Origin of the sequence: Nocardioides sp. SR21, assembly GCF_022761125.1 — a bacterium.
Lineage (GTDB): Bacteria > Actinomycetota > Actinomycetes > Propionibacteriales > Nocardioidaceae > Nocardioides.
Genome location: NZ_JAKWJR010000002.1, coordinates 512,747 through 526,251 on the forward strand (window position 1 = coordinate 512,747; position 13,505 = coordinate 526,251).

General features: G+C 72.8%; 11 protein-coding genes. 4 read left to right on the forward strand and 7 right to left on the reverse strand.

Going from position 1 to position 13,505, the window contains the following annotated elements:
- Nucleotides 1–23 precede the first annotated feature (23 nt).
- Genes MJ604_RS05785 through MJ604_RS05795 form a run of 3 tightly spaced genes read right to left on the reverse strand, consistent with a single transcriptional unit; the run spans nt 24 to nt 3,806 of the window.
- Nucleotides 24–2,075, reverse strand: coding sequence for a fructose-specific PTS transporter subunit EIIC (locus MJ604_RS05785; RefSeq protein WP_243057341.1), 2,052 nt, complete (start codon nt 2,073–2,075; stop codon nt 24–26).
- A gap of 1 nt (nt 2,076) precedes the next feature.
- Nucleotides 2,077–3,042 carry a 1-phosphofructokinase family hexose kinase gene (locus MJ604_RS05790; protein ID WP_243057342.1) on the reverse strand — a complete coding sequence of 322 codons (966 nt, stop codon included), beginning with the start codon at nt 3,040–3,042 and terminating at the stop codon, nt 2,077–2,079.
- Nucleotides 3,039–3,806, reverse strand: coding sequence for a DeoR/GlpR family DNA-binding transcription regulator (locus MJ604_RS05795; protein ID WP_243057343.1), 768 nt, complete (start codon nt 3,804–3,806; stop codon nt 3,039–3,041). Before MJ604_RS05795 ends, MJ604_RS05790 begins: the two co-directional genes overlap by 4 nt.
- A gap of 102 nt (nt 3,807–3,908) precedes the next feature.
- Between MJ604_RS05795 and ptsP the strand changes: the two genes are divergently transcribed.
- Nucleotides 3,909–5,591, forward strand: a complete 1,683-nt coding sequence (gene ptsP, locus MJ604_RS05800) for a phosphoenolpyruvate--protein phosphotransferase (protein WP_279235392.1) — start codon at nt 3,909–3,911, stop codon at nt 5,589–5,591.
- On the opposite strand, the gene MJ604_RS05805 is transcribed toward ptsP, so the two are convergent.
- Nucleotides 5,588–5,968: a helix-turn-helix transcriptional regulator gene (locus MJ604_RS05805; protein ID WP_243057345.1), complete on the reverse strand. Its 381-nt coding sequence runs from the start codon at nt 5,966–5,968 to the stop codon at nt 5,588–5,590. The two genes, ptsP and MJ604_RS05805, sit on opposite strands and share 4 nt — an antisense overlap.
- Nucleotides 5,969–6,143: 175 nt before the next feature.
- Between MJ604_RS05805 and MJ604_RS05810 the strand changes: the two genes are divergently transcribed.
- Both MJ604_RS05810 and MJ604_RS05815 read left to right on the forward strand, forming a co-directional pair.
- Nucleotides 6,144–6,479: a PadR family transcriptional regulator gene (locus tag MJ604_RS05810; RefSeq protein ID WP_243057346.1), complete on the forward strand. Its 336-nt coding sequence runs from the start codon at nt 6,144–6,146 to the stop codon at nt 6,477–6,479.
- A complete protein-coding gene (locus MJ604_RS05815; RefSeq protein WP_243057347.1) occupies nt 6,476–7,276 on the forward strand; it encodes a hypothetical protein in 801 nt (266 codons plus the stop codon). Before MJ604_RS05810 ends, MJ604_RS05815 begins: the two co-directional genes overlap by 4 nt.
- Here the strand turns inward: MJ604_RS05815 and MJ604_RS05820 are convergent.
- Both MJ604_RS05820 and MJ604_RS05825 read right to left on the reverse strand, forming a co-directional pair.
- Nucleotides 7,273–7,914 carry a response regulator transcription factor gene (locus MJ604_RS05820; RefSeq protein ID WP_243057348.1) on the reverse strand — a complete coding sequence of 214 codons (642 nt, stop codon included), beginning with the start codon at nt 7,912–7,914 and terminating at the stop codon, nt 7,273–7,275. The genes MJ604_RS05815 and MJ604_RS05820 overlap by 4 nt on opposite strands.
- Complete coding sequence (locus tag MJ604_RS05825) at nt 7,866–9,029, reverse strand: sensor histidine kinase (RefSeq protein WP_243057349.1); 1,164 nt, start codon at nt 9,027–9,029, stop codon at nt 7,866–7,868. The genes MJ604_RS05820 and MJ604_RS05825 overlap by 49 nt, the downstream gene beginning before the upstream one ends.
- Nucleotides 9,030–9,195: 166 nt before the next feature.
- Between MJ604_RS05825 and MJ604_RS05830 the strand changes: the two genes are divergently transcribed.
- Entirely contained in the window at nt 9,196–11,337 is a 2,142-nt protein-coding gene (locus MJ604_RS05830) for an MMPL family transporter (RefSeq protein ID WP_243057350.1), read from the forward strand.
- Here the strand turns inward: MJ604_RS05830 and MJ604_RS05835 are convergent.
- The gene (locus MJ604_RS05835; protein ID WP_243057351.1) at nt 11,300–13,438 is read right to left on the reverse strand and encodes a molybdopterin-dependent oxidoreductase; all 2,139 of its coding nucleotides are present in this window, start codon (nt 13,436–13,438) and stop codon (nt 11,300–11,302) included. The two genes, MJ604_RS05830 and MJ604_RS05835, sit on opposite strands and share 38 nt — an antisense overlap.
- Between the last annotated feature and the right edge of the window lie 67 nt (nt 13,439–13,505).

Sequence of the window (13,505 nt, forward strand, 5' to 3'; positions counted from 1 at the left end):
CCTCAGGTAGGGGTGGTGGGTGGTCAGACGGTGACGAGGTCGCGCTCGGCGGCGGCCTCGGCGTCGGCGCGGCCGATCGACTTCAGGACGATCACCGCGATCGCACCGACGACGACGCCGGCGACGAGGGCGATGAAGTAGCCGAGGATGTTGTCCACGGCGAAGAGCACGAAGATGCCGCCGTGCGGGGCCCGGACCGCGACCTCCATCGCCATCGACAGCCCGCCGGTGACCGCCGAGCCGAGCATGATCGCCGGGATCACCCGCAGCGGGTCGGCCGCGGCGAACGGGATGGCGCCCTCGGTGATGAACGACGCGCCGAGCAGCCAGCCCGCCTTGCCGTTCTCGCGCTCGGGGATGTTGAAGAGCTTCGGCCGCAGCACCGTGGCCAGGGCCAGGGCGATCGGCGGGACCATGCCGGCCAGCATCACCGCGGCCATGATCTGCAGCTCGGGGGAGTTGGTCGCGGTGCCCGCGGCGGCCAGCCCGGTGGTGGCGAACGCGTAGGCGACCTTGTTCAGCGGGCCGCCCATGTCGAAGGCCATCATCAGGCCGAGGAGCACGCCGAGGATGATCGCGGACCCGCCGCTCAGGCTGTTGAGGGCGTCGGTGAGCTCGTCCATCACCCAGCCGAGCGGGCGGGCCAGGACGGCCACCATCACCCAGCCGGCGATCAGGGTGGTCACCAGCGGGATCAGCAGCACCGGCATCAGGCCGCGGGCCCACGAGGCGACCTTCCAGCGGGAGACCCACAGGGCGACGACACCGGCGAGGACACCGCCGATGATGCCGCCGATGAAGCCGCTCTGCGGCAGCCCGAAGCCACCGAGGTCGACGGCGATCGCACCCATCACGAAACCGGGGGCGATGCCGGGCCGGTCGGCGATCGCGTACGCGATGTAGCCGGCCAGCGCCGGGACGAGGAACTTGAACGCCGTGGCGCCGAGCACGAAGAACACGGCGCCGATGTAGGCCGTGATCCCGCTGCCGAACAGGGCGTGGGGGAGGTCGGCGGTGCTCGGCAGGTTCCACAGGGAGTTGTTCGTGACGATGTCGCCGGCCGGGCCGACGATCTCGTACCCACCGAACAGGAAGCTGAGCGCGATCAGCAGGCCGCCCGCGGCGACGAACGGGATCATGTACGACACGCCGGTCATCAGGATCCGGCGGGTGCGGCCGCCCCAGCTCTCGCCGGCGCCGCTGCCCGTGGTCTCGGCGCCGCCGCCGGCGGTGCCCTCGACGCGCGGGGCGTTCGGGTCGTCGGCGTACCGCAGCGCCTCCGCGATCATCGTGTCGGCCTCGTCCATCGGTCGCTTCACGCCCGAGCTCACGACCGGCTTGCCGGCGAACCGGGAGCGGTCACGGACGCCGACGTCGACGGCGAAGATCACCGCAGCGGCCTCGGCGATGACGGAGGGAGCGAGTGGCTTGGAGCCGGCCGAGCCCTGGGTCTCCACGCTGATCGTGACGCCGGCTCGCTCGGCCGCGGCCTCCAGGGCCTCGGCGGCCATGTAGGTGTGCGCGATGCCGGTCGGGCAGGCGGTGACCGCGACCAGGCTCCGGTGCTCCTTCGGCGCGGGGGCGGCGGGAACGGGAGCCGACGGTGCTGGAGCAGCGGCGGGTGCGGCGCCGACCACGTCGGTGACCAGCTCGGCCACCTCCTCGGGGGTCTCGGCGTCGCGCAGCGAGTCGGTGAAGGCCGGCTTCACCAGTGCCCGCGCCAGCTTGGTCAGCAGCTGGAGATGGGTGTTGCCGCCACCGGCCGGGGCGCAGATCAGGAACACGATGTCGGCCGGGCCGTCCTTCGCGCCGAAGTCGACCGTCGGCTCGAGCCGGGCGAACGCCAGCACCGGCTCGCTCACGCCCTCGGTGCGGCAGTGCGGGATCGCGATGCCGCCTGGAAGCCCGGTCGCCGAGGTCGCCTCACGGGCGAACGCGTCCTCGATGAGCTGGTCGACGTCCGTGGCGCGACCGGCGTCGCCGACGATCCGCGCGAGGGCACGGATGACCTCGTGCTTGTCGGACCCGAGCTCGGCGTCGAGACGCACCAGCCCTGCGTTGATGAGATCAGTCATGTCACCCTCCCGGGGTGAGGTCGAGGGCGCGCACCGAGACGAGCTCGGGGCGGACCTGGTGGGGTTGTGGGATGGTCGTTCCGGGGAGCCCGGCGGCGGCGCTGCCGTAGGCGACAGCAAGGGCGAGTCGGTGGGCGGGGTCCTGGCGGCGGAGGTCGCCGAGGAGGTAGCCGAAGAGGCTGGAGTCACCGGCGCCGACCGTGCTGACCACGGTGGTGGGCGGCGGTGTGGCGTGCCAGGCGCCGTCGGCGTTGACGAGTACGGCGCCGTGCGGGCCGAGCGTGGCGAGCACCGTCTCGACGCCGCGGGCGACGAGGGTTCGGGCGGCGTGGGCGGCGGCGACCGGGTCGGCCTCGAGCGCGTCGCCGGCGGCCCGGCTGCCGGTCAGGGAGGCGAGCTCCTCGCCGTTCGGCTTCATCAGGTGTGGCGCTCCCACGTCGAGGCCGTCGACGAGGGCCTTCAGCGGGGCGTCGCTGGTGTCGACCGCGATCCGGCCGCCGGTGCCGCGCAGGGCGGAGACCAGCTCGGCGTACCACCCGACCGGCGCGCCGGGCGGCAGCGAGCCGGCCAGCACCACCCAGTCGGCGTCGCCGGCGCGGCGGCGCAGCGACTCGGTCAGCGCGGTGAGCACGTCGCCGTCGACCGTGGGGCCGGGGCTGTTGAGCTTGGTGGTGGTGCCGTCGGGCTCGCTGATCGTGAGGTTGACCCGCAGCGTGCCGGACGTCGGGACCGGTCGGCAGTCGATGCCGGCGCTCAGCAGCTCGTGCACGAACGGGTCGTCGGGGTCAGCGGGCAGGACGGCGATCGAGGGGATGCCCGCGGAGACCGAGGCGCGGGAGATGTTCACGCCCTTGCCGCCGGCCTGCGAGGTCACCGACTCGACGCGCATCACGGCGCCGCGCTCGAGCACCCCGCCGAGCGCGACGGTGCGGTCGTGGCTGGGGTTCGGGGTCAGGGTGAGGATCATGCGACCACGACCTGGACGCCGGCGCGCTCGAGGTCGCGCCGGTCGGCGGCGGCGATCCCGTCGTCGGTGATCAGGACGTCGACCTCGGCGAGCTCGGCGAACCTGATCGGCGACTCGCTGCCGACCTTGCTGGAGTCGGCCAGGCACACCACGCGGCGCGCCGCGGCGACCATGGCGCGCTTGGTCGAGGCCTCGTCGCGGTCGGGGGTGGACAGCCCGTGCCCGATGCTCAGCCCGTTGGTGCCGAGGAACGCGACGTCGACGCGGATCCGCTCGAGCGCGATCACGGTGTCCGCGCCGACCGCGGCCTGGGTGGTGGGCCGGACCCGGCCCGGCAGCAGGTGCAGGTCGACGTTCGGTCCGCCGGCGAGCCGGGCCGCGACCGGGACCGCGTGCGTGACGACGGTGAGCCGGAGGTCGCGGGGGAGCTGGCGGGCGAGCCGGCCGGTCGTCGAGCCGGCGTCGAGCAGCACGGTCCCGTCCGCGGGTGGGAGCAGGTCGAGCGCCGCCTCGGCGATCCGGTCCTTCGCGTCGGTGTTCGCCTGGTCGCGCTCGCCGAGCCCGGCCTCGATCACCGCCAGCGCGGACGCCGGCACCGCGCCACCGTGCACCCGGCGGACCAGGCCGATCCGCTCCAGCGCGGAGAGGTCGCGACGCACGGTCTCGGTGGTGACGTCGAACTGCTCGGAGATCTCGTTCACCGACACCCGGCCGCGCTCGACCACGAGCTGCGCGATGGCCTGCTGGCGCTCTTCGGCGTACATGGTGATCGCTTGCTCCTGCGGCTCGGTGGATGAATCTGTGTATATGTTGTTTTACGCCCGAATGTGTTGACTGTCAACCCCTGGGAGGTGTTGACTGTGGTCATGGTCACCAGCTCAGCACCCGGTCTCCGGGGCACGCCCGTGGTTCCCGGCGTGGCCTTCGCTCCCGCACTGGTCGTGCGGGCCGAGGTCTCGCCGGAGGCGGTCGCGCGCTTCGACGAGTTGGCGTACGCCGACGCCGACGCGGCGCTCGCGGCGTACGACGGCGCCGCCCAGGCGGTGTCGGACGGGTTCGTGCGCAAGGCCGCGGCCGCCTCGGGTGACGCCGCCAACGTGTTGACGGCGAGCGCCGGCCTGGCTCGCGACAAGGGCCTGCGGGGTGCGGTCCGCAAGCACCTGCGCGCGGGGGAGGGCCTGCTCGCCGCGGTGCACGCGGGCGTCGAGCAGTTCGTCACCGTGTTCACCGGCATGGGCGGCCTGATGGCCGAGCGGGTGACGGACCTGCGCGACATCGAGCGGCGCATCACCGCGCACCTGGTCGGCGAGCCGGAGCCCGGCGTGGGCGTCCCGCCCGTGCCGTGCGTCCTCGTCGCCGAGGACCTCGCTCCTGCCGACACCGCCGGTCTCGACCCGGCCCTGGTCGTCGCGCTGGTCACCGAGAAGGGCGGCCCGACCAGCCACACCGCGATCATCGCCCGACAGCTCGCCATCCCGTGCGTGGTCGGCGTCGCCGGCGCGATGACGATCGCGGCCGACACCCCGCTCCTCGTCGACGGCGCCGCGGGCACCGTCGAGACCGAGCCCGACGCGGAGGCCGCGCAGGCACGGGTCGGCGCGGACGTCGCCACCCGCGCCGCGCTCGCGTCGTGGAGCGGACCGGGGCGTACGGCGGACGGCGAGTCGGTCAAGATCCTCGCGAACGTCGCCGACGGTGAGTCCGCCCGGTCCGCCGCGGGCGCGCCGGTGCAGGGCGTCGGCCTGTTCCGCACCGAGCTCAGCTTCCTCAACCGCAAGGACGAGCCGTCCGTCGAGGAGCAGGCCGAGATCTACGCCGAGGTGCTGGACGCGTTCGGCGGCGACGACCGGTACGTCGTGATCCGCACCCTCGACGCCGGCTCGGACAAGCCGGTCGCCTACGCGACCCTCGAGGGCGAGGAGAACCCCGCCCTCGGCGTTCGCGGGCTGCGGCTGTCGTTCGAGAACCCCGGTCTCCTCGACCGCCAGCTCGACGCGGTCCAGCGCGCGGCCGCGTCGACCGGCACCGAGGCCTGGGTGATGGCGCCGATGGTGGCGACCGTCGCGGAGGCCGCCGAGTTCGCCGAGAAGGTCCGCGCCCGCGGGCTGAAGGCCGGCGTGATGGTCGAGGTGCCCAGTGCGGCCCTGCTCGCGCACCGGATGCTCGAGGTCGTCGACTTCCTCTCGATCGGCACCAACGACCTGACCCAGTACACGATGGCGGCCGACCGCATGGCCACCGACCTCGCGCACCTCACCGACCCGTGGCAGCCCGCCGTGCTCCAGCTGATCGCGATCACCGCCGAGGCGGGCCGCCGGGCCGGCAAGCCGGTCGGCGTCTGCGGCGAGGCCGCCGCGGACCCGCTGCTCGCGTGCGTGCTCGTCGGCATGGGGATCACCTCGTTGTCCATGGCCGCGGCCGCCGTACGACCGGTCGGCGCACAGCTCGCCCGCGCGACGGTCGACGACTGCGAGGACGCCGCCGAGGCCGCGCTCGCCGCGGCCGACCCGCTGTCCGCGCGGGACGCGGTGCGGGCCGTCCTCGCCTAGTCCGGAATGACCAGGGGCGAGTAGTCATGGTCCGCGAGCAGTCGCGCGACCATCTCCGCGCGGCTGGACACCGCGAGCTTCACGAAGATCCGCCGCAGGTGCGTCGACACGGTCCAGACGCTGATCCCCAGTGACGTCGCGATCGCCTGGTTGGTGCGCCCGTGCGCGACCATCAGGGCGATCTGCCGCTCGCGCGGCGACAGCGTGACGCGCTGCGCCGGCTCCTGGTGCACCAGCAGGCAGCGCACCTGACCGACGGTCACGTCGAGCAGCACCCCCTCGCGCTCGGCGGTCTCGAAGTGACCCTCCTGGACGATCTCGCTGACCTTCTGGAGCAGTGCGTCGAGGCGGTCCGGCTGGATGGTGTGCGTGGTCATCTGGGCTCCCGAGCGTGCTGGTGCCGGCGTCCTCGGCCCCATGAGACGTCCGACTCTGTGAACGTAGCACCGACAAGCGGCCTGCTGCCGTGGTCCATCTGGGTGGTTCGGACGGCACGCCACGCGGGCTGCTTCGGTCCACGCACTACCGCGCACTGCGTAGTAGTGTCGCGGCATGGACAGCACCCAGCTCCTGAAGGGCGTGCTCGACCTCGCCGTGCTGGCGGTGGTCGACGACGAGGACGGCTACGGCTACGACGTGGTCCGGCGGCTGCGCGTCGCCGGCCTCGAGGACGTCGGCGACGCCTCGGTCTACGGCACCCTGCGCCGGCTCTACGCGGCCGGCGCTCTGACGTCGTACGTCGTGGCGTCGGAGTCCGGGCCGCACCGCAAGTACTACGGCATCACCCCGGTCGGGCGTGCGGAGCTCAAGCGCCAGGTCGACGACTGGGCCCACTTCTCGGAGGCGGTCGGCCGCCTCCTCCACACCACCACGGGGAGCACGCGATGAACGACACCCTGCACCTGAGCGAGGTCGACCTGGTCCGCTACGTCGGGGACGTGCGGGCCCAGCTCGCCGACCTGCCAGCGGAAGTGGTCGAGGAGCTGACCGAGGGGTTGGCGGCCGACCTGGCCGAGCTCGTCGAGGAACGCGGGAGCGAGGCGCTGTCCAGCCCTGAGGAGTACGCCGCGGAGCTGCGCGCCGCCGCCGGTCTCGGCCAGCGCGCCGGACGGCCGCGCCGGGAGTGGGGCCTGTCGCGCGCGGCGATGGACGCGATGGACGCCGCGCACGTGCACTGGGACCGGTTGCTCGACGCGTTCCCAGGCGACGTCCGCGGGTTCATCACGGTGCTTCAGCCGGTGTGGTGGGTGGTCCGGGCCTGGGTGGCCTGGATGGTCGCGCAGGACGTCACGGGCGCCACCGTCGGGTTCGCGGACGGCTCCTGGCTGATCGCCCTCGGGGTCTGCGTCGTGGTCAGCGTGCAGCTGGGACGTCGTGCCTGGGGTGTCGCCCGGCTCCTGCGCGCCTCGGTGCTGGCCCGGCTGGCGCTGGTCGTCCTGAACGTCTTCGCGGTCGCGATGCTGCCGGGCGCCGCCGACCGCGCCGCCTACCGGATCGCCGAGGACCGGGCTTGGGTGTACGTGAACGACGTGGTGCCGGCGTACAACGAGAGCGTCGTGACCTACGAAGGGCGGCAGGCCTGCGTGCTGCACGTGTTCGACGCCGACGGCGAGCGGGTCAAGGGCGGCTACGTCTGGGACGCCAGCGGTCAGCGCAAGCTGCCCATGAACAACCGCAGCTGCTAGACCCGCAGCCAGGCGAGGACGGCGCGCACGCGCCGGTGGTCGTCGTCGTCGAGCGGCAGGTCGAGCTTCGTGAAGATGCCGTTGATGTGCTTGGCGACGGCCTTCTCCGTGACGTGCAGGTGCGCCGCGATCGCGGCGTTCGATCGGCCCTCGGCCATCAGCCCGAGCACCTCGCGCTCGCGTGGTGACAACCGGTCCAGCGGCTCGTCGTGGCGCCGCGCCATCACGGTCGCGACCACCTCGGGGTCGAGGACGGTGCCGCCTGCGGCGACGCGGCGGACGCCGTCGACGAACTCCGCGACGTCGGAGACGCGGTCCTTGAGCAGGTAGCCGACGGCGCCGGTGCCCGAGGCCAGCAGCTCGCGGGCGTACAGCTGCTCGACGTACTGCGACAGCACCATCACCGGGAAGCCGGGCCGCGCCTCGCGCACCGCGATCGCGGCGCGCAGGCCCTCGTCGGTCTGCGTCGGGGGCAGGCGTACGTCGAGGACCGCGGCGTCGGCGTCGGGGTCGAGGAGCGCGCGGTCCAGCTCGGGTGCGTTGTCGACGGCGTGCAGGATCGTGAAGCCGTTGCCCTCGAGGAGCTGGATCAGTCCGGCGCGGAGGAGGGCATGGTCCTCGGCGAGGACAAGTCGCACGGCACCTCCAGGGTGATCAGGGTCGGACCGCCGGTCGGGCTCGACACCGCCATGGTGCCGTCGAACGCCCCCAGGCGACGCATCACGCCCAGCATGCCGGTTCCGGACTGCGGATCGGCGCCGCCCGCGCCGTCGTCGCCCACGACGGCCTGCAGGACGCCGTCGCCGTGGCTCAGCGTGATCCACGCATTCCGGGCGCCGGAGTGCTTCACGACGTTGGCCAGGCACTCCGCGACCGCGAAGTACACGCACGCCTCCACCGGGGCGGGCGGCCGGCCGTCGAGGCGGGCGTCGACCGAGACCGGGATCGCCATGTCGAGCGCGATCGCCTGGACCGCGCCGCCGAGTCCGCGGTCGGCGAGCACCGGCGGGTGGATGCCGCGCACCACCGACCGCAGGTCGCCGATCGCCGACGTGGTCGTCGCGCGCGCGTCCTGGATCAGCCTGCGCGCCTGGTCGGGGTCCTCGTCGAACGCCGCGTCCGCCATGCCGAGGCTCATCGACAGCGCGACCAGCCGGGCCTGCGCCCCGTCGTGCAGGTCGCGCTCGAGCCGGCGCAGCTCCGCGGCGGAGTGGTCGACCGCCTCGGCGCGGGTCTCGGTGAGCACCTGGACCCGCTGCTCGAGCTTCTCGGTGCGGCTGTAGGCGAGGAACCACCGGTCGACCGCGGCCCGGGCCCGCATCAGCCAGGGCGTCGCGAACCACCAGATGAACCAGGTGACGACGCCGAGCGCCAGGATGAGCACGGTCAGGTTGATCGTGAACGACGCGACGAACGCGACCGGCATCCACGCCAGGTCACGCCAGGTCATGGGGTCGGTGGCGTAGACGCGCAGCCGGGTGAAGAAGCCACCGGGCGCCGGCCGGTACGGGTCCGGCACCGGGCTCCCGAACACCCGCGCCGCCATCCTCCGGTGCACGTTCGCGATCGCCCGGGTCGCGGGGATCACCGCGATCAGCAGCACCAGGCCGACCCAGAGCACGGCGAGGACCCCGCCGAGCACCCAGAGGACGAACAGCACGAGCAGGGCGATCGACATGCCCAGCTGCGCGGCGGCGTACCCGGTCAGCAGGAACGGGCCGGGTGGCTTCGGACTCTCAGGGGCGGTGCTCACCGGGCCATCCTGCCGCGCCGCCCGCTGCGGGACAGGGGTGCTAGCACCACTTCCGAACGGGACCTGGCGCCCCTGCCCGAACGGCTGCGCGCGTCGAGGCTTGAGGGGACCGATCCGGAACCCCGAGGAAGAGACGGCCATGGGCAACCCACTGACAGCAGTACCGATGAGAGCGGCGCGCTGGAGCGCCTTGCACCCCTGGCGGGCGATCCTGACCTGGGTCGCGTTCGTCGCGGTGGCGGTGGGACTCGCCATCGCCGTACCCACCCAGGACACGACCGACGCCGACTACCGGGTCGGCGAGTCCGGCCGCGCGGACACGATGGTGGAGGCCGCCGGCCTCGACAGTCCCGACACCGAGATGGTGCTGATCACCGCGGCCGACGGGCCGCTCGACACCGCGGCGGCCGAGGAGGTCGCTCGCGACGTCACCAGTGCGGTCGAGTCGGTGCCCGAGGTCGTGTCGGTCGGCGACGCGCAGTGGAACGCCGACCAGAGCGCGCTGCTCGTGTCGATCGAGATGGACCCGGACGCCGAGAACGCCGCGGACGTCACGTCGGCGGTCGCGGCCGTGCAGGCCGACCACCCCGACCTCGACGTACGCTCCGCCGGCGACCTGAGCATCGACGCCGCGATCAGCGAGCGGGTCGCGGACGACCTCGGCTCGGCCGAGGTGATCAGCCTGCCGGTCACGCTGATCCTGATGCTGCTGGCGTTCGGTGCGCTGATCGCGGCCGGCATCCCGGTGCTGCTCGCCGCGACCAGCGTCGCGGCGACGATCGGGCTGATGGCGCCGTTGTCGCACCTGTTCCCGGCCGACGAGTCGGTCGCCAGCATGATCGTGCTGATCGGCATGGCGGTCGGCGTCGACTACTCGCTCTTCTACATCAAGCGCGAGCGCGAGGAGCGCGCCGCAGGGAAGAGCACCCTCGACGCCGTCGAGATCGCGGCGCAGACGTCCGGGCACTCGATCCTGGTCTCCGGTGGCGCGGTGATCGCGTCGATGGCCGGGCTGTTCCTGGTCCAGGACGTCACGTTCAACTCGCTGGCGATCGGCTCGATCCTCGTCGTCGCGATCGCCGTGCTCGGCTCGATCACCGTGCTGCCGGCGCTGCTGGTCAAGCTGGGCCGCTGGACCGACCGGCCGCGCGTCCCGCTCGTGTGGCGGCTCAACCGCCGCATCGGCCGCGGCGGCATCAGCGGCCGGATGCTGCGTCCCGTCGTGCGCCACCCCCTGGTCGCGCTGCTGCTCTCCGGCGCGGTGATCCTCGGTCTCGCGATCCCCGCCCTGGGCATGAAGACGCACTCCGGGACCCTGGACACGCTGCCGCAGTCGATCGCCGAGGTGCAGACCTTCCAGCAGATCAGCAAGGCGTTCCCGGCCGAGGCCGGCGCGTCGGCGGTCGTCGTGGTCCACTCCGAGGCCGGGTCGACCGACGAGGTCACCGCCGCGCTCGAGCAGCTCAGCGACGACGCGGTCGCCACCGGTCGGTTCGTCGGCTCGGCCGAGGGCGTGCAGACGTCCGAGGACGGGCGTACGTCGATGGTCGTGCTCGGCATGCCGTACCCCGAGACCGACGACCGGGTCAGCGAGGGCGTGCACGAGCTGCGCGACGAGCTCGTGCCGGCCAACCTCGCCGGACTCGGCGAGCACGCCGTCGGCGGCGGCGCTGCCGACGAGGTCGACTACATGGCCAAGCAGCAGGGCCGGCTCGCCCTGGTGATCGGGTTCGTGCTGCTGCTGACGATGCTGATCATGGTGATCACGTTCCGCAGCGTCGCGCTCGCCGGGATCTCCACCCTGCTGAACCTGCTCTCGGTGGGAGCGGCGTTCGGCGTGATGACGCTGGTCTTCCAGCACGGGTGGGGGAGTGGTGCGCTGGACTTCACGACGCCGGGCTTCGTGATCAACTGGCTGCCGCTGTTCGTGCTGGTGGTGCTGGTCGGGCTGTCGATGGACTACCACGTGTTCGTGCTGAGCCGGGTGCGTGAGCACGTCGGCCGTGGCCTGCCCACGAAGCTGGCCGTCGAGCAGGGCGTCAAGGACACCGCGGGCGTCGTCACCAGCGCCGCGGCGGTCATGGTCTCGGTGTTCGCGATCTTCGCGACCCTGAGCATGATGGAGATGAAGATGATGGGCGTCGGCCTCTCGGCCGCGATCCTGCTCGACGCCACGCTGATCCGGCTGGTGATGCTGCCGGCCGTCATGGTGCTGCTCGGCGAGAAGGTGTGGTGGCCCTGGCCGCCGCGCCGGCCGCGCGGCGAGGTCGTCAGCGAGCCGGAGCCGGAGTACGCCCTGACGCGCTGACCGACGCGGTGACCTGCACCGGTACGCCGTTCAGCGCGGCGTTCCCCGAGACGTCGAGCAGCTCGGGGTCGGTGAGGTCGTTGACGGACACCCCCGGGAGGTCGATCGCCTGACCCAGGCGGACGCCCTCCCGGCGGTGTCCGTAGCCGTGCGGGAGGCTGACGACGCCCGGCATCATGTCGTCGGTCGCGGCGACCTCGACGTCGACCGTGCCCACCCGCGACGACACCGTCACGAGGGCCCCGTCGGCCAGGTCGCGCGCGGCCAGGTCGTCGGGGTGCATCAGCAGCTGGTGTCGCGGCCTGCCCTTGGTGAGCCGGGCGCTGTTGTGCATCCAGGAGTTGCAGTCGCGCTGGTGGCGCCGTCCGATCAGCAGCAGCTCACCGGGAGCCGGAGCCGGGGTCGCGGCCAGCCGGTCCAGGTCGGCGAGCACCAGCTCGGGCGCGGCGTCGATGCGGTCCTTCGGCAGCCGTCGCGGCAGCTGGCCGCCGCGCAGCGGGCCGAGGTCGACGCCGGCCGGGTTCGCCCGCAGCTGCTTCATCGTGGTCCGTCCGCTCCGGCGCAGCAGCAGCGAGATCAGCCGGGTCGGGCTGGTGGAGAGCCGGAGCCGCTTCTTCAGCGGGACCTTCACGCCGAGCCGCCGGTGGGTGCGCAGCACGATCTCGCGGTAGATCTGCCAGTCGTGCATCGCGCCGTCCTCGGCCGGGAGCACCGCGGGCGTGAACCGTGCGGTGTTGCGCACGGCGAGCAGGTGGAACACCAGGTCGTAGTGGTCGCGCTCGAGCGCGGTGGTCGGCGGCAGGATCACGTCGGCGTGCCGCGTGGTCTCGTTGACGTAGATGTCGACCGCCGCCATGAAGTCCAGCCCCGCCAGGGCCCGGTCGAGCCCGGCGCCGTCCGGCGTCGACGACACCGGGTTGCCGGCCAGGGTGAGCAGCGCCCGCACCTGGCCCTCGCCAGGTGTCTCGATCTCCTCGCGCATCGCCGAGGCCGGGATCTCCCCGGAGAACTCGGGCAGGTCGCGCACCCGGCTGCGCCACCGGTCGTGGTGGCCGCGCCCGATCACGCCGGTGCCGACCGCGTCGATGGCCGGGCTGGTGAACAGCACCCCGCCCTCGCGGTCGAGGTTCCCCGTCAGCAGGTTCAGCAGCTGCACGGCCCACTGGCACACCGTGCCGAACGGGTGCATCGACACCCCCACGCGGCCGTACGCCGCCGCCCCGTCCGCGGCCGCGAAGTCGCGGGTGATCCGTCGGATCTCGTCCGCGGGGATGCCGGTGACGGACTCCGCCAGCTCCGGCGTGTACGGCGCGACCGCCGCCTCGACCCGGTCGAGACCCTCGACGTACCCCGGTGGCCGGGTGAGGCCCTCGGCGTGGAGGACGTGCAGCATCGCCAGCAGCAGGTGCGCGTCGGTGCCCGGCCGCACGAAGTGGTGCTCGGTCGCCGCCTTCGCGGTCTCGGTGCGGCGCGGGTCGATCACGACCATCCGCCCGCCGCGGGCCTCCAGCTCGCGCACGCGGTTGGGGAAGTCGGGGACGGTCATCAGCGACCCGTTCGACGCCATCGGGTTGCCGCCGATGACCAGGAAGTACGACGTCCGGTCGATGTCGGGGATCGGCAGGAACAGCTGGTGGCCGTACATCAGGTGCGCGACCAGCTGGTGGGGGAGCTGGTCGACCGACGTGGCGCTGAACTTGTTGCGGGTGCGGAACGACTTCACCAGCGCGGTCCCGTGCGTCATCGAGCCGAGGCTGTGCGCGTTGGGATTGCCGAGGTAGATCCCCATCGCGTCGCGGCCGTGGTCGGTGATCGTCCGGGCCAGCCCGTCCGCGACCCGGTCCAGCGCCTCGTCCCACGTGATCTCGAGCCACTGGTCGCCGACGCGGCGCACCGGCCGCCGCAGCCGGTCGGGGTCGGCGTGGATGTCGGCGAGAGCGGTGCCCTTCGGGCAGATGTGCCCGCGCGAGAGCGGGTCGTCCGGATTGCCGCGGATGCCGGTGACCGTGCCGTCGGTCAGCGTGAGCTCGAGACCGCAGATGGCCTCGCAGAGGTTGCACACGCCCAGCTTCTTCTCGACTGACTGATGGGTCGCAGGCATGCGTCTCATCGTGGCACGCCGGGCCGACATCCTTTACTCCACAAAGTCACTAGAGTTAATGTGCGCG

Excerpts from the sequence above, each read along its gene's own strand:
- MJ604_RS05835 (WP_243057351.1), bottom strand. The coding sequence starts at position 13,438 with ATGCCTGCGACCCATCAGTCAGTCGAGAAGAAGCTGGGCGTGTGCAAC.
- MJ604_RS05810 (WP_243057346.1), top strand. The coding sequence starts at position 6,144 with ATGGACAGCACCCAGCTCCTGAAGGGCGTGCTCGACCTCGCCGTGCTG.
- ptsP (WP_279235392.1), top strand. The coding sequence starts at position 3,909 with ATGGTCACCAGCTCAGCACCCGGTCTCCGGGGCACGCCCGTGGTTCCC.
- MJ604_RS05790 (WP_243057342.1), bottom strand. The coding sequence starts at position 3,042 with ATGATCCTCACCCTGACCCCGAACCCCAGCCACGACCGCACCGTCGCG.
- MJ604_RS05805 (WP_243057345.1), bottom strand. The coding sequence starts at position 5,968 with ATGACCACGCACACCATCCAGCCGGACCGCCTCGACGCACTGCTCCAG.
- MJ604_RS05815 (WP_243057347.1), top strand. The coding sequence starts at position 6,476 with ATGAACGACACCCTGCACCTGAGCGAGGTCGACCTGGTCCGCTACGTC.
- MJ604_RS05830 (WP_243057350.1), top strand. The coding sequence starts at position 9,196 with ATGAGAGCGGCGCGCTGGAGCGCCTTGCACCCCTGGCGGGCGATCCTG.
- MJ604_RS05785 (WP_243057341.1), bottom strand. The coding sequence starts at position 2,075 with ATGACTGATCTCATCAACGCAGGGCTGGTGCGTCTCGACGCCGAGCTC.
- MJ604_RS05795 (WP_243057343.1), bottom strand. The coding sequence starts at position 3,806 with ATGTACGCCGAAGAGCGCCAGCAGGCCATCGCGCAGCTCGTGGTCGAG.